Genomic DNA, 21,921 nt, shown 5'->3' with positions numbered 1-21,921 from the left:
TACGGGTGAGCACGGACTATCAGAGAGCACGCGCGGAACTGGGTCGTAGGCTCAGGGAATTGCGCGTGGAGAGCCCTGGTGGCCGGCTCACCGGTACCGAACTGGCACAGCGGCTGGGGTGGCCGCAGTCGAAGGTCAGCAAGCTGGAGAACGGTAGACAGACCCCCACGGACGACGACCTGCGGGCATGGGTCGAGGCCGTGGGTCAGCCTGCCGTGTTCGCCGAACTCAGCGGTCGCCTCAAGGGGTTTGAGAGTCACATCCGTTCCTGGCGGCGGCTACTGGCGGTTGGGCATGCTCCTGTGCAGGAGACGTGGAACACCCTCGTCAGCGAGACGCGGACGCTGCATGTATGGGACGACCATGTCGTGAACGGCATGCTTCAGACCGCCGACTATGCCCGGAACATCTTCGAGCGTCTCGCAGAGTTCCGCCGCTCCCCACGGGACACGGAGGACGCGGTCCGAGCCCGCATGAAGCGGCAGGAATGGCTGTACCGGCCGGGCAGGCAGTTGAACGTACTCATGTGGGAATCCGCGCTGCGGGCTCAGATGTGTCCGCCAGAGGTGCTGGCCGCACAAATGGATCGGCTGCTGGGCGTAGTAGGCATGGATACCGTCCACTTGGGCGTCGTGCCATCCGACGCGGCGTTGCGTCTGCCGCCGGGAAACTCGTTCTGGATTCTGGACGACCGGCTGGTCACCGTCGAGGACTGGCACGCCGAACTCTGGCTGGACGATGCCGAAACGATCGCTCTCTACCGGCGCGTGTGGGACGCCTTCGCGGAGTCGGCGGTGTTCGGCGCCGAGGCGCAGCAGGTGATCGCCCGGGTGCGGCGGAGCATCAAGGTCTGAGGACGTACGGCCGTACGAGGGTGAAGCGGGCCCGGACGGTCTTGGTGTACGGCCCCTGCCGGTGCCCCCACGCGTCGGCCAACGCGTCCACCGGTGCCAGTCACCTTGCAGGTACTGCCTTCAGCGGTTCGCGTAGGACATCGCAGCGGACACGCGGAGGGCGCCCGGTGAGCACCGGGCGCCCTCCGCGTCGTGTTCGAGAGGTCAGAGCTTCTCGATCACGTAGTCGACGCACTGCGTGAGCGCCTCGACGTCCGCCGGGTCGATCGCCGGGAACATCGCGATGCGCAGCTGGTTGCGGCCGAGCTTGCGGTACGGCTCGGTGTCCACGATGCCGTTGGCGCGCAGCACCTTGGCGACGGCGGCGGCGTCGATCTCGTCGGCGAAGTCGATCGTGCCGATGACCTGGGAGCGCTTGGCCGGGTCGGAGACGAACGGGGTGGCGTACTTGGAGTCGTCCGCCCAGGTGTACAGGCGGGTCGAGGAGTCCTTCGTACGGGCCGTGGACCAGGCGAGGCCGCCCTGGCCGTTGATCCACTCCAGCTGCTCGGCCAGCAGGAAGAGGGTGGCGAGGGCCGGGGTGTTGTACGTCTGGTTCTTGCGGGAGTTGTCGATCGCCGTGGGGAGCGAGAAGAACTCCGGGATGTGGCGGCCGGACGCGTGGACGCGTTCGGCGCGCTCGACGGCGGCGGGGGAGAAGACGCCGATCCACAGGCCGCCGTCGGAGGCGAAGGACTTCTGCGGGGCGAAGTAGTAGACGTCGGTCTCGGCGATGTCGACCGGCAGGCCGCCCGCGCCGGAGGTGGCGTCCACGAGGACGAGCGCGTCCTCGTCGGCGCCGGCCACGCGCTTGACCGGCATGGCGACACCGGTGGAGGTCTCGTTGTGGGTGAGGGCGTAGACGTCGACGCCCGCCTCGGCCCGGGGGTCGGGGTGGGTGCCGGGGTCGGAGGCGATGACGGTCGGGTCGGCGAGCCAGGGCGCGAGCTTCGCGGCCTTGGCGAACTTGGACGAGAACTCGCCGAAGTTCAGGTGCTGCGACTTGTTCTCGATCAGGCCGTGCGTGGCGATGTCCCAGAAGGCGGTGGAGCCGCCGTTGCCGAGGACGACCTCGTAGCCCTCGGGCAGGGAGAACAGCTCGGAGATGCCCTCGCGGACCTTGCCGACCAGGTTCTTGACCGGCGCCTGGCGGTGCGAGGTGCCCAGCAGGGACGTGCCGGTGGCGGCGAGGGCGTCCAGCGCCTCGGTCCGCACCTTGGAGGGGCCCGCGCCGAAACGTCCGTCGGCGGGCTTGATGTCAGCGGGAATCTGGATGTCGGCCACACAGCGAGGTTAGCCGCTGGGGGAAGCCCGGGTGGAGATCTGTCCGTTCGATGAGACGAGATCACCAAGTCGTGGACTTGTGATGTTGTACGACGATTGATGTACGCCTGTGGAAAACTTTCGGTGACTGTGCGTGGCCGGATGCATCCTGGACGCATGACGGATCGTGCGGATGTTGCTGCGGAGACCGGAGTCACGGACACCGGGGTCACGGAGGCCGCCGCGCTCGCGAGGGCGCTGCGCGAGGCGGTCCGGGGCGAGGTCGGGTTCGACGTGACCGCCCGGGCGCTGGTCACCATGGACGCGTCCAACTATCGGCGGGTCCCGCTGGGCGTCGTCGCCCCGAGGGACGCCGACGACGTGGCCGCCGTGCTGGAGGTGTGCCGGGAGCGCGGGGTGCCGGTGGTGGCGCGCGGCGGGGGCACGTCCATCGCGGGCCAGGCGACCGGCACCGGCGTCGTGCTGGACTTCACCCGGCACATGACCGCGCTGGTGGAGCTGGATCCGGGCAGCCGCACGGCGGTCGTGCAGCCGGGGCTCGTCCTCGACCGGCTCCAGGAGGCCGCCGCCCCGCACGGCCTGCGGTTCGGCCCCGATCCCTCCACGCACGGCAGGTGCACGCTCGGCGGAATGATCGGCAACAACTCGTGCGGCTCCCACTCGGTCGCCTGGGGCACGACCGCGGACAGCGTGCGGGAGCTGTCCGTGATCACCGCGCGCGGACGGCGCCTCCGGCTCGGGCAGGGATGGGCGGGCGCCCCGGACGGGCTGCGCGAGCTGGCCGAGGGCGAACTCGCCCGGCTGCGGACGGGCTTCCCGGACCTGCCCCGCCGGATCTCCGGGTACGCGCTGGACGCGCTGCTGCCCGAGAAGGGCGCGGACGTCGCCCGCTCCTTCTGCGGCTCCGAGGGCACCCTCGGCATCCTCACCGAGGCCGTGGTCCGCCTGGTCGAGAACCCCCGCGCGCGGGCGCTGGCCGTGCTGGCGTACGCCGACGAGGGCGCCGCCGCCGAGGCCGCCGCGGGCCTGCTGCCGCTCGGGCCGCTGACGGTGGAGGGCATGGCCGCCGACCTCGTCCCGGCCGGTGCGGGGCTGCCCCGGGGCGGCGCCTGGCTGTTCGTGGAGACCGGCGGGGAGACGGCGGCCGCCGCACGCGCGCGGGCGGAGGAGGTCGTGCGCGCCGCCGATGTCGTGGACTCCCTGGTGGTCACCGACCCGGCCGCCCAGCGGACCCTGTGGCGCATCCGGGAGGACGCGGCGGGCACCGCCACCCGGATGCCCGACGGTTCCGAGGCGTGGCCCGGCTGGGAGGACTGCGCCGTCCCGCCCGCCCGTCTCGGCGGCTACCTCCGCGACTTCCGCGCGCTGCTGGCCGCCCACGGGCTGCGCGGCACGCCGTACGGCCACTTCGGTGACGGCTGCATCCACGTCCGCATCGACTTCGACCTGCTCACCGAGGCGGGCGTCGGCCGCTTCCGCCGCTTCTCCGAGGAACTGGCCGACCTGGTCGTGGCCCACGGCGGCTCCCTGTCCGGGGAGCACGGCGACGGCCAGGCCCGCGCGGAACTGCTGCCGCGGATGTACGGCACCGGGATGGTGCGGCTGTTCGAGCGGGCCAAGGCGGTGTGGGACCCGGACGACCTCCTCAACCCCGGCATGCTGGTCCGCCCCGCGCGGCTGGACGAGAACCTGCGCTTCTCGGTGCTGCCCCGCCACCCGGTCGACGTGGCCTTCGCCTACCCGGCCGACGGAGGGGACTTCCGCGCGGCCGTCCGCCGCTGCGTCGGCGTGGCCAAGTGCCGTACGACGACCGCGACCGGCCCGGCCGTGATGTGCCCCTCCTTCCGGGCGACCGGCCAGGAGGAGCACTCCACCCGGGGCCGGGCCCGGCTGCTGCACGAGATGCTCGCGGGCGATGTGATCACCGGCGGCTGGCGGTCCCCGGAGGTCCTGGACGCCCTCGACCTCTGCCTGTCCTGCAAGGGCTGCCGCTCGGACTGCCCGGCCGGCGTCGACATGGCCACCTACAAAGCCGAGTTCCTCCACCACCACTACGCCCACCGCCGCCGCCCCGCCGCCCACCACAGCATGGGCCGCCTCCCGGAATGGCTCCGCTGGGCGTCCCGCACCCACCTGGCCCCGCTGCTCAACGCCCTGGCGGCGGCCCGCCCCCTCGCCGCCCTCGGCAAACACCTGGCCGGGATAGCCCCGGAACGGGACATCCCGCCCCTGGCGCCCCGGACGTTCACCGACTGGTGGCGTGGGCGGAAGCCGGCACCGGCCGCGGGGGGCCGGCCGAGCGGGGGCGCGGAGGACCGGCCGGCCGGCGGCGGGATGGGCCGGCCGGCTGAGGGGGCCGGAGATCCGCCGGCCGGGAGCACGGCACCCGGCGACCATCTCGCCCCCGTGTCCGGTGACCACCCCGCCCCAGGGCCCGGCGACCACCCCGCCCCCACTCCCGCCCCCGGTGACCTCGTCGTCCTCTGGCCCGACACCTTCACCGAACACCTCTCGCCGTCCGTCGGACAGGCCGCCGTCCGCGTGCTGGAGGCCGCCGGGCTGCGGGTGGCCCTCCCGCCGACGCTGCTGCCCCGCAAGGGAGCGATCGCCGACGGCCGGACCCGGTCGGCGGCGGCGCTGCTCACCGCCCGCCGGGCCCGGGTCTGCTGCGGCCTGACCTACGTCTCCACCGGTCAGCTCGACCGCGCCCGCGCGGTGCTGCGCCGCACCCTGGACCTGATGGAACCGGTGCTGCGGGCCGGGGTGCCGGTCGTCGTCCTGGAGCCGAGCTGCGCCGCCGCCCTCCGCACCGACCTGCCGGAACTCCTGCCCGACGACCCGCGCGCCGCCCGGCTGTCCGCCGCGGTCCTCACCTTCGCCGAGACCCTGGAGCGGCACGCCCCGCACTGGACCCCGCCCGCCGTCGGCCGTCCGGTGGCCGGCCAGACCCACTGCCACCAGCACGCGGTGCTCGGCGACGCCCCCGACCGCCGGGTGCGCGCCGCCGCGGGCCTCACCGGTGAACTGAGCGGAGGCTGCTGCGGCCTGGCGGGCAACTTCGGCTTCGAGAAGGGCCACTTCGAGGTCTCCCGGGCCTGCGCGGAGGACCAGCTCCTGCCCTCGGTACGGCAGGCCCCCGAGGACACGGTGATCCTCGCCGACGGCTTCTCCTGCCGCACCCAGCTGGACCAGCTCGCCGGCGTCCGGGGCCGACACCTGGCGGAGGTGCTGGCGGCGGCCCTGGAGGAGAGGGAGGCCCGGGAGGCGTGAGGCCCGCCCGATCCATCGGGCCGCCCCCGGCGCCACGGGGGAACCCGTGAACGGCGGGCGCGTCGTGGAGCCCGGTATCCGAGAGGGCCGTATCTCACCATCCAGGACAGTGCCATAAGGGGTTCACACTCCTGACGGAGTCTATTACCCTGGACTCGGTAGTACATGGAGATGTACACGATCTGATCCGAGCCACCGGGACCGCCGTGAGCACCGTCAACACCCCCAGCAGCGCGAACTCGACGTCACCCGCGTCACCGGGAGCGCCGTCGCCGTCCCCGGGTGCCCCCGGCCGCCTCGCCTCGTTCGGGCCGGTCGGGCTGGTGCTGGCCGGCGGCATCTCGGTGCAGTTCGGCGGCGCGCTCGCGGTCACCCTGATGCCCCGGGCGGGCGCGCTGGGCGTGGTGACCCTGCGCCTCCTCGCGGCGGCGGTCGTCCTCCTCCTGGTCTGCCGGCCCCGGCTGCGCGGCCACTCGCGCGCCGACTGGGGCACGGTGCTCGTCTTCGGCATCACGATGGGCGCGATGAACGGCCTGTTCTACGAGGCGGTCGACCGTATCCCGCTGGGCCCGGCGGTCACCCTCGAAGTCCTCGGCCCGCTGGCCCTGTCCGTCCTGGCCTCCCGCCGCGCGATCAACGCCCTCTGGGCCGGCCTCGCCCTCGCGGGCGTGTTCCTGCTCGGCGGGGGAGGCTTCGGCGACCTGGACCCCGCAGGCGTCGCCTTCGCCCTGGGCGCCGGCGCCATGTGGGCGGCCTACATCGTCTTCAGCGCTCGCACGGGCCGCCGTTTCCCCCAGGCCGACGGCCTGGCCCTCGCCATGGCGGTGGCGGCGCTGCTCTTCCTGCCCCTCGGCATCGCCGAGGCCGGCACCCGTCTGCTGAACCCCACCACCATCGCCCTCGGCTCCGCGGTGGCCGTGCTCTCCTCGGTCCTGCCCTACACGCTGGAACTCCTGGCCCTGCGCCGCCTGCCGGCCTCCACCTTCGCCATCCTCATGAGCCTGGAACCCGCCATCGCCGCCACGGCCGGCTTCCTCGTCCTCGGCCAGTCCCTCGCCCCCGCCCAGGCGGCGGCCATCGCCCTGGTCATCGCGGCGAGCATCGGCGCGGTGCGCACCCAGATCGGCCGGGGCAAGGCCGCCCTGCCGGCCGAGGGCGGGTAAGCCGGTGGCACCGTCGGCTCCTCACCGTAGGTAGTCGTCCGCCCGCGCACCGGTGCCCGCTTTGTGGAAAAGTGGGGCATATGAAGGTCACCGCCCGCGGGCGTGCCGTGCTCGGCGACCCCCGGATCAACCGCGGTACGGCGTTCACGGAGGCGGAGCGCCGGGCCCTGGACCTCGTCGGGCTGGTCCCGCCCCGGGTGCTCACCCAGGACCAGCAGGCCGAACGCGCCTACGGCCAGTTCCGCGAGCAGCCGGACGACCTGGCCAGGAGCGTCAACCTGACGGCACTGCACGACCGCAACGAGGTGCTGTTCTACCGGCTCGTCGGCGACCACCTCGAAGAGATGCTGCCCATCGTCTACACCCCCACCGTGGGCACGGCGATCCGCCACTACAGCACCGAGTACCGCCGCCCGCGCGGTGTCTACCTCTCCGTGGACGCCCCCGGCGACATCGAACGCTCCCTGCGCGCGAGCGGCCTGGGCGCCGACGACGTCGACCTGATCGTGGCCACCGACGGCGAGGGCATCCTCGGCATCGGGGACTGGGGCGTCGGCGGCATCGACATCGCGGTCGGCAAGCTCGCCGTCTACACCGCCGCAGCGGGCATCGACCCGCGCCGCACCCTGCCGGTCATGCTCGACGTCGGCACCAACCGCCGCGAACTCCTCGACAACCCCCTCTACCTCGGCAACCGCCACCCCCGCGCCGACCGCGCCGCCTACGACGCCTTCATCGACGCCTACGTCACCACCGCCACCCGGCTCTTCCCCGGCGCCCTGCTGCACTGGGAGGACTTCGGCACCGCCAACGCCCACCGCGTCCTCGACCGCTACCGCGACCGGGTCTGCACCTTCAACGACGACATCCAGGGCACCGGAGCCGTCAACCTCGCCGCTGTCCTGTCCGGCGTCCGCGCCGCCGGAGTGCCCCTGCCCGAGCACCGGATCGTCGTCTTCGGCGCGGGCACCGCCGGGATCGGCGTCGCCGACCAGCTGCGCGACGCCCTGATCGCCGAGGGCCTGTCCCGGGCGGAGGCCCTCGCCCGCTTCTGGTGCGTCGACCGGTACGGCCTGCTCACCGACGACCAGGGCGACCGGCTCCGCGACGTGCAGAGGCCGTACGCCCGCCCCGCCGCCGAGACCGACGGCTGGCGCCGGGACGACAGCCTGCCCGGCATCCCGCTGGCCGAGGTGGTCCGGCGGGTCCACCCGACCGTCCTCATCGGCACCTCGGGCCAGGGCGGCGCGTTCTCGCGGGAGATCGTCCGCGAGATGGCCCGGCACACCGGGCGTCCCATCATCCTGCCCATGTCCAACCCGACCGACCTGGCCGAGGCCACCCCCGCCGACCTGCTCGCGTGGACCGACGGCAAGGCGCTGGTGGCCACCGGCAGCCCGTTCGCCCCGGTGGAGCTGGACGGCACGACGTACGAGATCGGCCAGGCCAACAACGCGCTGGTCTTCCCCGGCCTCGGGCTCGGCGCGATCGTCGTCCGCGCCTCGCGGGTCACCGACCGGATGCTGCGCGCGGCGGCCGACGCGGTGGCCCGCCGGACCGCGGACGCGCGGGTCGCCCGGCTGGACGCGCCGGTCCTCCCGCCGATCCGCGAGCTGCGCGCCACCTCCGAGGCCGTCGCGGTGGCCGTGGCCCGCGCCGCGGTGGACGGGGGCGTGGCCCGGACCGTCCCGGACGACGTCGAGGCGGCGGTACGGGCGGCCCGCTGGGAACCGGTCTATCCGCCCCTGGAAGCGGTATGACGGCCTAATTAATGCAAGCACGCTTGATTGTTTCTGGCGCCGCTGCCATGCTCCCCCACATGGCCGACCCGACGCCCGTCATCGACGACCTGCGTGCCGAAAGCCGTGAACTCGACCTGCTCGTCGCCGAGTTGAGCCCGGAGGGGTGGCGGCTGCCGACTCCCGCGGCCGGCTGGACCGTCGCCCACCAGATCGCGCACCTCGCCTGGACCGACCGCTCGGCCCTGCTCGCCGTCACCGACCCCGACGCCTTCCGGACGCTGGTGCGGAAGGCGGTCGCCGCCCCCGGCTCGTTCGTGGACGAGGGAGCCGAGGAGGGCGCCGCGCTCCCGCCCGGCGGCCTGCTGGCCACCTGGCGCGCCGGGCGCACCGCCCTCGACGAGGCCCTGCGCGGCGCCCCGCCCGGCGCCCGTTTCCCCTGGTACGGCCCGCCCATGTCCGCCGCCTCCATGGCCACGGCCCGGCTCATGGAGACCTGGGCCCACGGGCGGGACGTCGCCGACGCCCTGGACGTGGCGCGCCCACCCACCGACCGGCTCCGGCATGTGGCCCGGCTCGGGGTACGCACCCGCGACTTCGCCTACGGGGTGCGCGGACTGACCCCGCCGGCCGAGGAGTTCCGGGTCGAACTGCGCGCGCCCTCGGGCGAGGTGTGGGCGTACGGCCCCGAGGACGCGCGGCAGCGCGTCACCGGACCCGCCCTGGACTTCTGCCTCCTGGTCACCCAGCGCGCCCACCGCGCCGACCTCGCCCTGAGGGCCGTGGGCCCCGACGCCGACCGCTGGCTCGGCATCGCCCAGGCCTTCGCGGGCCCGCCCGGCACCGGCCGCCCGCCCGGGAGGACCGATCGGCCGGCACCGCGGGCCGCCGGTCCCGGGGAGGGGACGGGCCGGTGAAACCGCTGCGCATCGGCAACTTCTCGGGGTTCTACGGCGACCGCTTCGACGCCCTGCGCGAGATGCTCACCGGCGGCGAGGCCGACGTCCTCACCGGTGACTACCTCGCCGAACTCACCATGCTCATCCTCGCCCGCGACCGGCTGAAGGACCCGTCCGCCGGCTACGCCCGCACCTTCCCGCGCCAGCTGGAGGACTGCCTCGGCCTCGCCCGCGAACGCGGTGTGCGCCTCGTCACCAACGCGGGCGGCCTCGACCCGGCCGGACTCGCCGGGGAGATACGGCGGCTGGCGGACCGGCTCGGCATCCCGGCGCGGGTCGCGCACGTCGAGGGCGACGACCTGACCGCCGCCCACCCCGGCGCCCTCGCCGCCCACGCCTACCTCGGGGGCTTCGGCATCGCCGCGTGCCTGCGGGCCGGCGCCGACGTGGTGGTCACCGGCCGGGTGACCGACGCGGCCCTGGTCACCGGGCCCGCCGCCGCCCACTTCGGCTGGCGGCCGGACGACTTCGACCGGCTCGCCGGTGCCGTCGTCGCCGGACACGTGCTGGAGTGCGGCACCCAGGCGACCGGCGGGAACTACGCCTTCTTCGGCGAGGGGGACGTACGCCGGCCCGGTTTCCCGCTCGCCGAGATCCACGCCGACGGCAGCAGCGTGATCACCAAGCACCCGGGCACGGGCGGCTTCGTGGACGTGGGCACGGTCACCGCCCAGCTGCTGTACGAGACGGGGGGCGCCCGGTACGCGGGTCCCGACGTCACCGCCCGGCTGGACACCGTACGGCTCGTCCGGCAGGGGCCGGACCGGGTGCGGATCGAGGGGGTGCGCGGGGAGGCGCCGCCGCCCACGCTCAAGGTGGGGCTCAACCGGCTCGGCGGCTTCCGCAACGAGGTCGTCTTCGTCCTCACCGGGCTCGACATCGAGGCCAAGGCGGCCCTGGTGCGGGAGCAGCTGACCGGCGCGCTCGCCAAGTCCCCGCCCCGGGAGGCGCGCTGGGACCTGGTGCGCACCGACCGGGCCGACGCGGACACCGAGGAGACGGCCAGCGCGCTGCTGCGGCTCGTCGTGCGGGACCCGGACCAGCGGGTCGTGGGGCGGGCGCTGAGCGGGGCCGCCGTGGAACTCGCCCTGGCCAGCTACCCCGGCTTCCATGTACTGGCCCCACCCGGAAAGGGCGCGCCTTATGGGGTCTTCGAGGATGTGTATGTGCCCCATGTGGACGCCACACATGTGGCCGTCCTCCATGACGGCCGCCGCATCCCCGTGTCCCCGCCCCAGGAGACGCGCCCCCTGGCCGCCGTACCGGAGCCACCCCTCCCGGAGCCCCTTCCGCCCGGACCGACCCGGCGGGCGCCACTCGGCCTGGTCGCCGGGGCCCGCAGCGGGGACAAGGGCGGCAACGCCAACGTCGGGGTGTGGGCGCGCTCCGAGGACGCCTGGCGGTGGCTCGCCCACACGCTGACGGCCGACACCTTCCGGCGGCTGCTGCCCGAGTGCCGGGACCTGCCCGTCACCCGGCACCCGCTGCCGAACCTGCGCGCCCTCAACTTCGTCGTCGAGGGCATCCTCGGCGCCGGCGTCGCCGCGCAAGCCCGGTTCGACCCGCAGGCCAAGGCCCTGGGCGAATGGCTGCGCTCCCGCCACCTGGACATCCCGGAGGCCCTGCTGTGACGGTTCTGCCGACCGCTGTCGACCCCACCGCCCCCGACCACCGGGCCCACCGCGAGGCGATGCTCGCCAAGCTCGCCGGCCTGGAGGCCGAGCACGCCAAGGCGCTCGCGGGCGGCGGCGAGAAGTACGTCGCCCGGCACCGGGGGCGCGGCAAGCTGCTCGCCCGGGAGCGGATCGAGCTGCTGCTCGACCCCGACACCCCGTTCCTCGAACTGTCCCCGCTGGCCGCCTGGGGCAGCGAGTACCCCGTCGGCGCCTCCCTCGTCACCGGGATCGGCGTGGTGGAGGGCGTGGAATGCCTGATCACCGCCAACGACCCGACCGTGCGCGGCGGCGCCAGCAACCCCTGGAGCCTGCGCAAGGCCCTGCGCGCGAACGACATCGCCCTGGCCAACCGGCTGCCCTGCGTCAGCCTGGTGGAGTCCGGCGGCGCCGACCTGCCCTCCCAGAAGGAGATCTTCATCCCCGGCGGGGCGATCTTCCGCGACCTCACCCGGCTGTCCGCGGCCGGCATCCCGACCATCGCCGTCGTCTTCGGCAACTCCACCGCCGGCGGCGCGTACATCCCCGGCATGTCCGACCACGTGATCATGGTCAAGGAGCGGGCGAAGGTGTTCCTCGGCGGGCCGCCGCTGGTGAGGATGGCCACCGGCGAGGAGAGCGACGACGAGTCGCTGGGCGGCGCCGAGATGCACGCGCGCGTGTCCGGCCTCGCCGACCACTTCGCGCTGGACGAGCACGACGCGCTGCGCCAGGCCCGCCGCGTCGTGGCCCGCCTCAACCACCGCAAGGCCCACCCGGACCCCGGCCCGGCCGAGCCGCCCGCGTACGACCCCGAGGAACTGCTCGGCATCGTCCCGGACGACCTGAAGGTCCCGTTCGATCCGCGCGAGGTGATCGCCCGGATCGTGGACGGCTCGGACTTCGACGAGTTCAAGCCGCTGTACGGCACGAGCCTGGTCACCGGCTGGGCCGCCCTGCACGGCTACCCCGTCGGCATCCTGGCCAACGCCCAGGGCGTCCTGTTCAGCGCCGAGTCGCAGAAGGCGGCCCAGTTCATCCAGCTCGCCAACCAGCGCGACATCCCGCTGCTGTTCCTGCACAACACCACCGGCTACATGGTGGGCAAGGAGTACGAGCAGGGCGGGATCATCAAGCACGGCTCGATGATGATCAACGCGGTCGCCAACAGCCGGGTGCCCCACCTGTCGGTGCTCATGGGCGCGTCGTACGGCGCCGGGCACTACGGCATGTGCGGCCGGGCCTACGACCCCCGGTTCCTGTTCGCCTGGCCCAGTGCCAAGTCCGCCGTCATGGGCCCGCAACAGCTCGCCGGTGTGCTGTCGATCGTCGCCCGGCAGTCGGCGGCGGCCAAGGGACAGCCGTACGACGAGGACGCGGACGCGGCCCTGCGCGCGATGGTGGAGCAGCAGATCGAGGCCGAGTCGCTGCCGATGTTCCTGTCCGGGCGGCTGTACGACGACGGCGTCATCGACCCGCGCGACACCCGTACCGTCCTCGGCCTGTGCCTCTCCGCCCTGCACACCGCGCCCTACGAGGGCGCGCGCGGTGGCTTCGGCGTCTTCCGGATGTGAGGGACCACGTGATTTCCAGTGTGCTCGTCGCCAATCGGGGCGAGATCGCCTGCCGCGTCTTCCGTACCTGCCGCGAGCTGGGCATCCGGACGGTCGCGGTGCACTCCGACGCCGACGCCGGCGCGCTGCACGCGCGCGTGGCCGACACGGCGGTACGGCTGCCGGGCGCGGCGCCCGCCGACACCTACCTGCGCGGCGACCTGATCGTGCGGGCGGCCCTGGCCGCCGGCGCCGAAGCCGTGCACCCGGGCTACGGCTTCCTCTCCGAGAACGCCGGCTTCGCCCGCGCGGTGCTGGACGCCGGCCTGGTCTGGATCGGCCCGCCGCCGGAGGCCGTCGAGGCGATGGCGTCCAAGACCCGCGCCAAGCGGCTGATGGGCCTCGACCCGCTGGACCCGGCGAAGGTCACCGGGGCCGACCTGCCGGTCCTCGTGAAGGCGGCGGCGGGCGGCGGGGGGCGCGGCATGCGGATCGTGCGCCGCCTGGACGAACTGGAGGCCGCGCTGGAGGGCGCGCGCGCCGAGGCCGCGAGCGCCTTCGGCGACGGCGAGGTCTTCGTGGAGCCCTACCTGGAGCACGGCCGCCACGTGGAGGTGCAGATCCTCGCCGACACCCACGGCACCGTCTGGCCGCTCGGCACCCGGGACTGCTCCCTCCAGCGCCGCCACCAGAAGGTGGTCGAGGAGGCGCCGGCGCCCGGGCTCACCAAGGGGCTCGCCGAGGAGCTGCGGACGCTGGCCGTACGCGCCGCCCGCGCCGTGTCGTACACCGGTGCCGGCACGGTCGAGTTCCTGGTCGCCGACGGCCGCGCCCACTTCCTGGAGATGAACACCCGCCTCCAGGTCGAACACCCGGTCACGGAGGCGGTGTTCGGTCTCGACCTGGTCGCGGAGCAGATCCGGATCGCCGAGGGCCACGCCCTGGGGAACGAGCCCCCACGCGCGCGCGGCCACGCCGTGGAGGCCCGCCTCTACGCCGAGGACCCGGCCCGCGGCTGGGCCCCCCAGACCGGCACTCTGCACCGGCTCGCCGTGCCGGACGGCGTCCGCCTGGACACCGGCTACGCCGACGGCGACACCATCGGCGTCCACTACGACGCCATGCTCGCCAAGGTCGTCGCCCACGCCCCCACCCGGGCCGAGGCGATCCGCCGGCTCGCCGGCGCGCTGGAGTCCGCCGTGCTCCACGGCCCGGGCACCAACCGGGACCTGCTGGTGCGTTCGCTGCGCCACGAGGAGTTCACGGCGGCCCGCATGGACACCGGGTTCTACGACCGCCACCTCGGCGCGCTCACCGAGGCCGCCCACGACCCGTACGCCCCCCTGGCCGCCGCCCTCGCCGACGCCCACGGCCGCTCCCGGTTCGGCGGCTGGCGCAACGTCCCCTCGCAGCCGCAGGTGAAGCGGTACGCGTGGGACGGCGAGGAGCACGAGGTCCGCTACCGCCACACCCGGGACGGCCTCGCCGCGGACGGGGTCCGGGTCGTCCACGCCGACGCGCGGCTCGTCGTCCTCGACATCGGCGGGGTACGGCGGAAGTTCACCGTCGCCCGCTACGGCGACGAGATCCACGTCGGCAGCACGCGCCTCACCGCCCTGCCCCGCTTCCCCGACCCCGCCGCCCAGCTCGCCCCCGGCTCCCTGGTGGCCCCGATGCCGGGCACGGTCGTCCGGATCGCCGAGGGCCTGGCGGAAGGGGCAACGGTCCGGGCCGGCCAGGGACTCGTATGGGTGGAGGCGATGAAGATGCAGCACCTGATCTCGGCGCCGGCCGCCGGAACCCTCACCGCCCTGCACGCCAGGCCCGGACAGCAGGTCGAGCCGGGCACGGTCCTGGCCGTAGTGCAGGAAACCCCTTCCTAGGAGACCCATGACCGCCGTCATCGAGTCCGACGAACACAAGGCCCTGCGCGCCGCGGTGGCCGCCCTCGGCAAGCGCTACGGCCGCGACTACGTCACCCGCACGATCGCCGAGGGCAAACCCCCCGCCGCGCTCTGGTCCGACGCGGGCAGGCTCGGCTATCTCGGCGTGAACCTCCCCGAGGAGCACGGCGGCGGGGGCGGCGGCATCGCCGAACTCTCCATCGTCCTGGAGGAGCTGGGCGCCGCCGGCTCCCCCCTGCTCATGCTCGTGGTGTCGCCCGCCATCTGCGGCACGGTGATCTCCCGTTTCGGCACGGAGGAACAGAAACGGCGGTGGCTGCCCGGGCTCGCCGACGGCACCCGCCTCATGGCCTTCGGCATCACCGAGCCCGACGCCGGGTCCAACAGCCACCGCATCACCACCACGGCCCGCCGCGACGGCACCGACTGGCTGCTCACCGGCCGCAAGGTGTTCATCTCCGGTGTCGACATGGCCGACGCCGTGCTGGTCGTCGGCCGCACCGAGGACGCCCGCACCGGCACCCTCAAGCCCTGCCTGTTCATCGTCCCGACGGACGCCGAGGGCCTGCGCAAACACCCCATCCCCATGGAACTCAACGCGGCGGAGAAGCAGTTCGAGCTGGTCCTGGACGACGTCCGGCTGCCCGCCGACGCGCTGGTCGGCGACGAGGACGCCGGGCTGCTGCAACTGTTCGCCGGACTGAACCCCGAGCGGATCATGACGGCCGCGTTCGCGATCGGCATGGGCCGCTACGCCCTGGCCAGGGCCGTCGAGTACGCCCGCGAGCGCACGGTCTGGAAGGCCCCCATCGGCGCCCACCAGGCCATCGCCCACCCCCTGGCGCAGGCCCACATCGACCTGGAGCTGGCCCGGCTGATGATGCAGAAAGCGGCACACCTCTACGACTCCGGTGACGACGCCGGCGCGGGCGAGGCCGCCAACATGGCCAAGTACGCGGCGGGCGAGGCCTGCGTGCGGGCCGTCGACCAGGCCGTGCACACCCTCGGCGGCAACGGCCTCACCCGGGAGTTCGGGCTCGCCTCGCTGATCACCGCCGCCCGCGTGGCCCGCATCGCCCCGGTGAGCCGGGAGATGATCCTCAACTACGTCTCCCACCAGAGCCTCGGGCTGCCCAAGTCGTACTGAGCGCCCCGCGTGAGGAGGAACCGTGTTCCGCAGCGAGTACGCAGACGTCCCGCCCGTAGAACTCCCCATCCACGACGCCGTCCTGGGCCACGCCGCCGCCTTCGGCGACCGGCCCGCCCTGATCGACGGCACGGACGGCACCACCCTCACGTACGAGCAGGTGGACCGGTTCCACCGGCGCCTCGCCGCCGCCCTCGCCGACAGCGGCGTGCGCAAGGGCGACGTCCTCGCCCTGCACAGCCCCAACACCGTCGCCTTCCCGCCCGCGTTCTACGCCGCCACCCGCGCCGGCGCCACCGTCACCACCGCGCACCCGCTCGCCACCGCCGAGGAGTTCGCCCGGCAACTGCGCGACAGCGCGGCCCGCTGGATCGTCACCGTCTCCCCGCTGCTGCCCACCGCCCGCCGGGCCGCCGAACTCGCGGGCGGTGTACGGGAGATCCTGGTGTGCGACAGCGCGCCCGGCCACCGCTCGCTGACCGCCCTGCTCGCCACCACCGCCCCCGAACCCCGGATCGCCGTCGACCCGGCCGAGGACATCGCCGTGCTGCCGTACTCCTCCGGCACCACCGGCACCCCGAAGGGCGTGATGCTCACCCACCGGCAGATCGCCACCAACCTCGCCCAGCTGGAGTCCGCCGTCCCGGCCGGCCCCGGCGACCGCGTCCTCGCCGTCCTGCCGTTCTTCCACATCTACGGCCTCACCGCGCTGATGAACGCGCCCCTGCGCAAGGGCGCCACCGTCGTCGTCCTGCCCCGCTTCGAGCTGGAGACCTTCCTCGCCGCCATCGAGGAACACCGCATCACCGGCCTGTACGTGGCCCCGCCGATCGTCCTCGCCCTCGCCAAGCACCCCGCGGTCGGCCGCTACGACCTCTCCTCGCTGGAGTACGTCATCAGCGCCGCCGCCCCGCTGGACGCCCGGCTCGCCCGGGCCTGTTCCGATCGGCTCGGCCTGCCCCCGATCGGCCAGGCCTACGGCATGACGGAACTGTCACCCGGCACCCATGTCGTCCCCCTGGACCGGCTGCGCGAGGCCCCCGCCGGCACGGTCGGCCGGCTGGTGGCCGGCACCGAGATGCGGATCGTCTCCCTGGACGAGCCCCGCCGGGACCTCGGCCCCGGCGAGGAGGGCGAGATCCTCATCCGCGGCCCCCAGGTGATGAAGGGCTACCTCGGCCGCCCGGACGCCACCGCCGCCCTGATCGACCCCGACGGCTGGCTGCACACCGGGGACGTCGGCCACACCGACGAGGACGGCTGGCTGTTCGTCGTGGACCGGGTGAAGGAACTCATCAAGTACAAGGGCTACCAAGTGGCCCCCGCCGAACTGGAGGCCCTGCTGCTCACCCACCCCGGCATCGCCGACGCCGCCGTGATCGGCGCCCGCGACGGCGAGGGCAACGAGATCCCGCACGCCTTCGTCGTCCGCCGCCCCGGCGCCGACGGCCCGACCGAGGACGAGGTCCTCGGGTTCGTCGCCGCACGCGTGGCCCCGTACAAACGCGTCCGCCGGATCACCTTCACCACCGCCGTGCCCCGTGCCGCCTCCGGCAAGATCCTGCGCCGCCGGCTCAGGGAGCAGGCATGACCGGCCGGCGGACCGAGGGAGCACCCGTGACCGAGCCCACCGCGCCGATCGGCCGCAGCCGCGCGCGAGCCGTGGAAACCCTCAGCCTCGACGCCACCGGGACCCGCAACGCGCTGTCCGCGGCCCTCGTCGCCCGGCTCGCCGACGCCCTGGCCGACTGCGGCGAGGACCCGGAGGTGCGGGCCGTGGTCCTCACCCACACCGGTACGACGTTCTGCGCCGGCGCCGACCTCGGCGACCCGCCCGATCCCAACGCCCTGGTGGCGCTGCTGCGGCGGATCGTGGAGCTGCCCAAACCGGTCGTCGCCCGGGTCACCGGCCATGTCCGCGCCGGCGGCCTCGGCCTGCTCGCCGCCTGCGACATCGCCGCCGCCTCCGCCGCGGCCACCTTCGCCTTCACCGAGGTGCGCATCGGCGTCGCCCCCGCCGTGATCTCCCTGCCGGTGCTCCCGCGCGCCGACCCCCGCGCCGTCGCCCGCTACTACCTCACCGGAGAACGCTTCGGCCCGGCCGAGGCCGTGCGCCTGGGCCTGCTGACGGCGACGGCCGACGACGTGGACGACGCCCTCGCCCCCGTCCTGGACGGCCTGCGCCGCGCCTCCCCCGAGGCCCTGGCCGAGACGAAGCGGCTGCTCACGGCTAGGGTGCTGGAGACATTCGACCGGGACGCGGCCGAACTGACCGCGCTGACGGCCCGGCTGTTCTCCTCCGGCCAGGCCCGGGAGGGGATGACGGCCTTCCTGGAAAGACGTGAGGCGGCATGGGTGGTGTGAGGACGACCGAACGCGAGCGCGTGCCCAAGCAGGACCGCAGCCGGGCCACCCGGCAGCGGCTCCTGGAGGCCGCCGTGGCCTGCCTGGCCGAGCACGGCTGGGCGGGCTCCACGGTCGCCGTCGTCGCCGAGCGCGCCGGCGTCTCCCGGGGCGCGGCCCAGCACCACTTCCCGACCCGGGAAGACCTCTTCACCGCGGCCGTCGAGTACGTCTCCGAGGAACGCTCGCTGGCGCTGCGGGCCCTGTTCCCGGACGGCCCCGCCGACCGCCGGGCCGTCGTCGCCGCGCTCGTCGACCTCTACACCGGCCCGCTCTTCCGCGCCGCGCTGCACCTGTGGGTCGCCGCCGGCGACGAGGAACAGCTGCGCCCGCGCGTCACCGAACTGGAGGCCCGGGTGGGCCGGGAGACCCACCGGATAGCCGTCGACCTCCTCGGCGCCGACGAGTCCCGCCCCGGCGTCCGCGAGACCGTCCAGGGCCTGCTGGACATGGCCCGCGGCCTGGGTCTGGCCAACCTCCTCACCGACGACACCGCCCGCCGCGAACGGGTCGTCGCCCAGTGGGCGGCGCTGCTGGAGACCGCGCTGGGCTGAGCGGGCCGCCACGACGGGACCGCTCGCGCAGCGCGTTACCCTTGGCCCATGCTTCCGATGCTCGTCCGCCGCCGCCACGTGGACTACGTGCGCGTCACGAGCACGGGCTGTCCGCGCCTCTGCGCCTGACAGCCCCCGCATCTCCTCCTCTCCACCCTTTTCCGGCACCCGGGGGCCGCTCGTACCCCTCGGCGGCCACCCGTGCCCCGTACACCCGCGGACGCACCATGACCACGCACACAGCGACGTCGTACGACCAGCTTCCGATCATCGACCTGTCGGCCGCCGACCGCGGTCCCCAGGCCCGCGCCCTGCTCCACGCCCAGCTGCACAGCGCCGCCCACGACGTCGGCTTCTTCCAGCTCGTCGGGCACGGCGTGACGCGGGCCGAGACGGACGCGCTGCTCACCGCCATGCGCGCCTTCTTCGCCCTCCCCGAGGCCGACCGGCTCGCCCTCGACAACGTCAACTCCCCGCACTTCAGGGGCTACACCCGCACCGGTGACGAGCGCACCGGCGGCGCCCGCGACTGGCGCGACCAGCTCGACATCGGCGCCGAACGCCCCGCCCGGATCCCCGGAGCGGGCGAGCCGCCGTACTGGTGGCTCCAGGGCCCCAACCAGTGGCCCGCCGCCCTGCCCGGGCTGCGCACCGCGGCCCTCGCCTGGATCGACCGGCTCAGCGCGGTCGCCCACCGTCTGCTGCGCGAACTGCTGACCGCCATCGGCGCCCCGGCCGGCTTCTACGACCCGGTCTTCGGCGAGCACGCCCACCCGCACCTCAAGCTCGTGCGCTACCCCGGCAGCGCGGCCGACGGCACCGACCAGGGCGTCGGCGCCCACAAGGACTACGGCTTCCTCACCCTGCTCCTCCAGGACACGGTCGGCGGCCTCCAGGTCCGGCGCGAGGACGGCCGCTTCCACGACGTACCGCCCTTGGAGGGTGCCTTCGTCGTCAACCTCGGCGAGCTGCTGGAGGTGGCGACCAACGGCTATCTGCTGGCCACCAACCACCGCGTCGTCAGCCCGCCCGGCGCCACCGAGCGCTACTCCGTGCCGTTCTTCTACAACCCCCGCCTGGACGCGCGGATCGCCCCCCTGCCGTTCCCGTACGCCACCGCGGCCCCCGGCGTCACCACCGACCCGGCGAACCCCCTGTACGCCGAGTACGGCTACAACGAACTCAAGGGAAAGCTGAGGGCCCACCCGCTGGTCGCGGAGCGCCACCACGGGAACCTGCTGGTGCCCGCCTGACCGGCGCCCCGGGACGCGCGGCCCGGGGCGCGGGGCACCGGCTCAGTGGGCGATGTCCCCGAAGCCCTCGATGTCCCGGGGGCTGCGCGGCCCCGGCCCCACGTACCGCGCCGACGGCCGCACCAGCCGCCCGGTCCGCTTCTGCTCCAGGATGTGCGCGGACCACCCCGCGGTGCGGGCGCACGTGAACATGGACGTGAACATGTGCGCCGGCACCTCGGCGAAGTCCAGCACGATCGCGGCCCAGAACTCCACGTTCGTGGCCAGCACCCGGTCCGGCCGCCGGTTGTGCAGCTCCTCCAGCGCGGCCTTCTCCAGCGCCTCGGCCACCTCGAACCGCGGCGCGCCCAGCTCCCGCGCCGTACGCCGCAGCACCCGGGCCCGCGGGTCCTCGGCCCGGTAGACCCGGTGCCCGAAGCCCATCAGCCGCTCGCCGCGGTCCAGGGCCCCCTTGACGTACGCCTCCGCGTCACCCGTGCGCTCGATCTCCTCGATCATCCCGAGCACCCGCGAGGGCGCCCCGCCGTGCAGCGGACCGGACATGGCGCCCACCGCGCCCGACAGGGCGGCGGCGACATCGGCGCCCGTGGAGGCGATGACCCGGGCGGTGAAGGTGGAGGCGTTCATGCCGTGCTCGGCGGCGGACGTCCAGTAGGCGTCCACGGCCGCCACGTGCCGGGGGTCCGGCTCACCGCGCCAGCGGATCATGAACCGCTCCACCACCGAGTGGGCCTTGTCGATCTCCCGCTGCGGCACCATCGGCAGCCCCTGCCCGCGCGCGGACTGGGCGACGTAGGACAGGGCCATGACCGCGGCCCGGGCGAGGTCCTCGCGGGCCTGCCGCACGTCGATGTCGAGCAGCGGACGCAGTCCCCACACGGGGGCGAGCATGGCGAGCGCCGACTGCACGTCCACCCGGATGTCCCCGGAGTGCACCGGGATCGGGAACGGTTCGGCGGGCGGCAGACCGGGGTTGAAGGCGCCGTCGACCAGCAGCCCCCACACATTGCCGAACGAGACGTGACCGACCAGGTCCTCGATGTCGACGCCCCGGTAGCGCAGGGCGCCGCCCTCCTTGTCCGGTTCGGCGATCTCCGTCTCGAACGCGACGACTCCTTCGAGCCCGGGTACGAAATCGGACATCAGGCGGCTCCTCGTGAAGTGTGGACGGCGGTCACCCCGGTGATGCCCCGATGCGCCGGCGGTCACGCGGGGTGAATCCCACCGCAAGGGAGCAGCACGATAACGCCCGGTGCCAGGGTTGGGGAGACCACGCGACACCCCGTGCCATACCCGTTCTATACGGCAAGATGACCGCGTGACCGATCGCGACCCGCTTCCGGACCCCGTTCTCGACCCCGCTGCCATGCGCAAGCAGTACCGGGCGGACGGCCTCGCCGAGGAGGACCTCGCCACCCATCCGATGGACCAGTTCGCCCGCTGGTTCGAGGACGCCGCCCGCGCCGCCCTGCACGGCACGCTCTACGAGCCCAACGCCATGGTCGTCTCCACGGTGGACGCGGCCGGCCGCCCCAGCTCCCGCACGGTCCTGATGAAGCAGTACGACACCGAGGGCTTCGTCTTCTACACCAACTACGGCTCCCGCAAGGCGCTCGACCTCGCGGGCAACCCGCACGTCGCGCTGCTCTTCCCGTGGCACCCGCTCGCCCGCCAGGTCGTCGTCACCGGCACCGCCCGGCGCACCGGCCGCGACGAGACGGCGGCCTACTTCCGCACCCGCCCGCACGGCTCCCAGCTGGGCGCCTGGGCCAGCACCCAGTCCGCGGTGATCGACTCCCGCTCCGAACTGGACGCCGCCTACGCCGAACTGGAGGCCCGTTATCCGGAGGGCGAACGGGTCCCGGTGCCCCCGCACTGGGGCGGCTTCCGGGTCGCCCCCGAGACGATCGAGTTCTGGCAGGGCCGCGCCAACCGCCTCCACGACCGCCTGCGCTACACCGCCCGGCCGGACGGCACCTGGTCGGTGGAACGCCTCGGCCCCTGACCCGGGGCCCCGGGAAGGGGTGCGTGGGACACGCGCCCGAAAACCCCGAAAACGCAGACGACCCGCGGGCTGGGTTCCTCAAGGAGGAGCCGGCCGGACGTACCGGCAGCCCGCGGGTCGGGTGACTGCTTGGGATTGGGCC

16 protein-coding genes are annotated in these 21,921 nt (G+C 74.0%); 14 read left to right on the top strand and 2 right to left on the bottom strand.

Features of this window, described 5'->3' with window-relative positions; all coding sequences use genetic code 11:
* The first annotated feature begins 5 nt into the window (after positions 1-5).
* Positions 6-854 (top strand): helix-turn-helix domain-containing protein, encoded by an 849-nt coding sequence (locus ACZ63H_RS09950; protein ID WP_469863329.1) that lies wholly within the window; start codon positions 6-8, stop codon positions 852-854.
* Positions 855-1,058: 204 nt separating this feature from the next.
* Here the strand turns inward: ACZ63H_RS09950 and serC are convergent, their stop codons facing one another.
* The gene (gene serC / locus ACZ63H_RS09945) at positions 1,059-2,177 is read right to left on the bottom strand and encodes a phosphoserine transaminase (protein ID WP_469863327.1); all 1,119 of its coding nucleotides are present in this window, start codon (positions 2,175-2,177) and stop codon (positions 1,059-1,061) included.
* A 156-nt stretch (positions 2,178-2,333) separates the two neighbouring features.
* Between serC and ACZ63H_RS09940 the strand changes: the two genes are divergently transcribed.
* The 12 genes from ACZ63H_RS09940 to ACZ63H_RS09885 all read left to right on the top strand — a co-directional run bounded on the left by ACZ63H_RS09940 (position 2,334) and on the right by ACZ63H_RS09885 (position 19,774).
* Positions 2,334-5,447 carry an FAD-binding and (Fe-S)-binding domain-containing protein gene (locus ACZ63H_RS09940; RefSeq protein ID WP_469863325.1) on the top strand — a complete coding sequence of 1,038 codons (3,114 nt, stop codon included), beginning with the start codon at positions 2,334-2,336 and terminating at the stop codon, positions 5,445-5,447.
* 206 nt (positions 5,448-5,653) lie between these two features.
* A complete protein-coding gene (locus tag ACZ63H_RS09935) occupies positions 5,654-6,610 on the top strand; it encodes an EamA family transporter (protein ID WP_469863323.1) in 957 nt (318 codons plus the stop codon).
* Between the two features lie 80 nt (positions 6,611-6,690).
* On the top strand, positions 6,691-8,370 hold the full coding sequence (locus ACZ63H_RS09930) for an NAD-dependent malic enzyme (RefSeq protein WP_469863321.1): 1,680 nt from the start codon (positions 6,691-6,693) through the stop codon (positions 8,368-8,370).
* 59 nt (positions 8,371-8,429) lie between these two features.
* A complete protein-coding gene (locus tag ACZ63H_RS09925; RefSeq protein ID WP_469863319.1) occupies positions 8,430-9,266 on the top strand; it encodes a TIGR03084 family metal-binding protein in 837 nt (278 codons plus the stop codon).
* The gene (locus tag ACZ63H_RS09920; RefSeq protein WP_469863317.1) at positions 9,263-10,939 is read left to right on the top strand and encodes an acyclic terpene utilization AtuA family protein; all 1,677 of its coding nucleotides are present in this window, start codon (positions 9,263-9,265) and stop codon (positions 10,937-10,939) included. Before ACZ63H_RS09925 ends, ACZ63H_RS09920 begins: the two co-directional genes overlap by 4 nt.
* A complete protein-coding gene (locus ACZ63H_RS09915) occupies positions 10,936-12,534 on the top strand; it encodes an acyl-CoA carboxylase subunit beta (protein ID WP_469863315.1) in 1,599 nt (532 codons plus the stop codon). Before ACZ63H_RS09920 ends, ACZ63H_RS09915 begins: the two co-directional genes overlap by 4 nt.
* An 8-nt stretch (positions 12,535-12,542) precedes the next feature.
* Positions 12,543-14,396 (top strand): acetyl/propionyl/methylcrotonyl-CoA carboxylase subunit alpha, encoded by a 1,854-nt coding sequence (locus ACZ63H_RS09910; protein WP_469863313.1) that lies wholly within the window; start codon positions 12,543-12,545, stop codon positions 14,394-14,396.
* Positions 14,397-14,403: 7 nt separating this feature from the next.
* Positions 14,404-15,564, top strand: a complete 1,161-nt coding sequence (locus ACZ63H_RS09905; RefSeq protein ID WP_469863311.1) for an acyl-CoA dehydrogenase family protein — start codon at positions 14,404-14,406, stop codon at positions 15,562-15,564.
* A 22-nt stretch (positions 15,565-15,586) separates the two neighbouring features.
* Entirely contained in the window at positions 15,587-17,155 is a 1,569-nt protein-coding gene (locus ACZ63H_RS09900) for a 4-coumarate--CoA ligase family protein (RefSeq protein ID WP_469863309.1), read from the top strand.
* Positions 17,152-17,928 (top strand): enoyl-CoA hydratase family protein, encoded by a 777-nt coding sequence (locus tag ACZ63H_RS09895; RefSeq protein WP_469863307.1) that lies wholly within the window; start codon positions 17,152-17,154, stop codon positions 17,926-17,928. The genes ACZ63H_RS09900 and ACZ63H_RS09895 overlap by 4 nt, the downstream gene beginning before the upstream one ends.
* Positions 17,916-18,521, top strand: a complete 606-nt coding sequence (locus tag ACZ63H_RS09890) for a TetR/AcrR family transcriptional regulator (protein ID WP_469863305.1) — start codon at positions 17,916-17,918, stop codon at positions 18,519-18,521. The genes ACZ63H_RS09895 and ACZ63H_RS09890 overlap by 13 nt, the downstream gene beginning before the upstream one ends.
* Before the next feature lie 227 nt (positions 18,522-18,748).
* Positions 18,749-19,774, top strand: coding sequence for an isopenicillin N synthase family dioxygenase (locus ACZ63H_RS09885; RefSeq protein ID WP_469863303.1), 1,026 nt, complete (start codon positions 18,749-18,751; stop codon positions 19,772-19,774).
* Between the two features lie 42 nt (positions 19,775-19,816).
* Here ACZ63H_RS09885 and ACZ63H_RS09880 read toward each other — a convergent pair whose 3' ends face one another.
* Positions 19,817-20,917 carry a citrate synthase 2 gene (locus ACZ63H_RS09880; protein WP_469863301.1) on the bottom strand — a complete coding sequence of 367 codons (1,101 nt, stop codon included), beginning with the start codon at positions 20,915-20,917 and terminating at the stop codon, positions 19,817-19,819.
* Between the two features lie 175 nt (positions 20,918-21,092).
* Between ACZ63H_RS09880 and pdxH the strand changes: the two genes are divergently transcribed.
* A complete protein-coding gene (pdxH, locus tag ACZ63H_RS09875; RefSeq protein WP_469863299.1) occupies positions 21,093-21,779 on the top strand; it encodes a pyridoxamine 5'-phosphate oxidase in 687 nt (228 codons plus the stop codon).
* The last annotated feature ends 142 nt before the right edge of the window (positions 21,780-21,921 follow it).

The organism is Streptomyces sp. NPDC104831, from assembly GCF_055583025.1.
The sequence above is the reverse complement of the archived record's forward strand: the minus strand, read 5'-3'. Positions and strand labels throughout refer to the sequence as shown.

Excerpts from the sequence above, each read along its gene's own strand:
- ACZ63H_RS09890 (WP_469863305.1), top strand. The coding sequence starts at position 17,916 with ATGGGTGGTGTGAGGACGACCGAACGCGAGCGCGTGCCCAAGCAGGAC.
- ACZ63H_RS09905 (WP_469863311.1), top strand. The coding sequence starts at position 14,404 with ATGACCGCCGTCATCGAGTCCGACGAACACAAGGCCCTGCGCGCCGCG.
- ACZ63H_RS09940 (WP_469863325.1), top strand. The coding sequence starts at position 2,334 with ATGACGGATCGTGCGGATGTTGCTGCGGAGACCGGAGTCACGGACACC.
- ACZ63H_RS09885 (WP_469863303.1), top strand. The coding sequence starts at position 18,749 with ATGACCACGCACACAGCGACGTCGTACGACCAGCTTCCGATCATCGAC.
- ACZ63H_RS09895 (WP_469863307.1), top strand. The coding sequence starts at position 17,152 with ATGACCGGCCGGCGGACCGAGGGAGCACCCGTGACCGAGCCCACCGCG.
- ACZ63H_RS09925 (WP_469863319.1), top strand. The coding sequence starts at position 8,430 with ATGGCCGACCCGACGCCCGTCATCGACGACCTGCGTGCCGAAAGCCGT.
- ACZ63H_RS09880 (WP_469863301.1), bottom strand. The coding sequence starts at position 20,917 with ATGTCCGATTTCGTACCCGGGCTCGAAGGAGTCGTCGCGTTCGAGACG.
- ACZ63H_RS09930 (WP_469863321.1), top strand. The coding sequence starts at position 6,691 with ATGAAGGTCACCGCCCGCGGGCGTGCCGTGCTCGGCGACCCCCGGATC.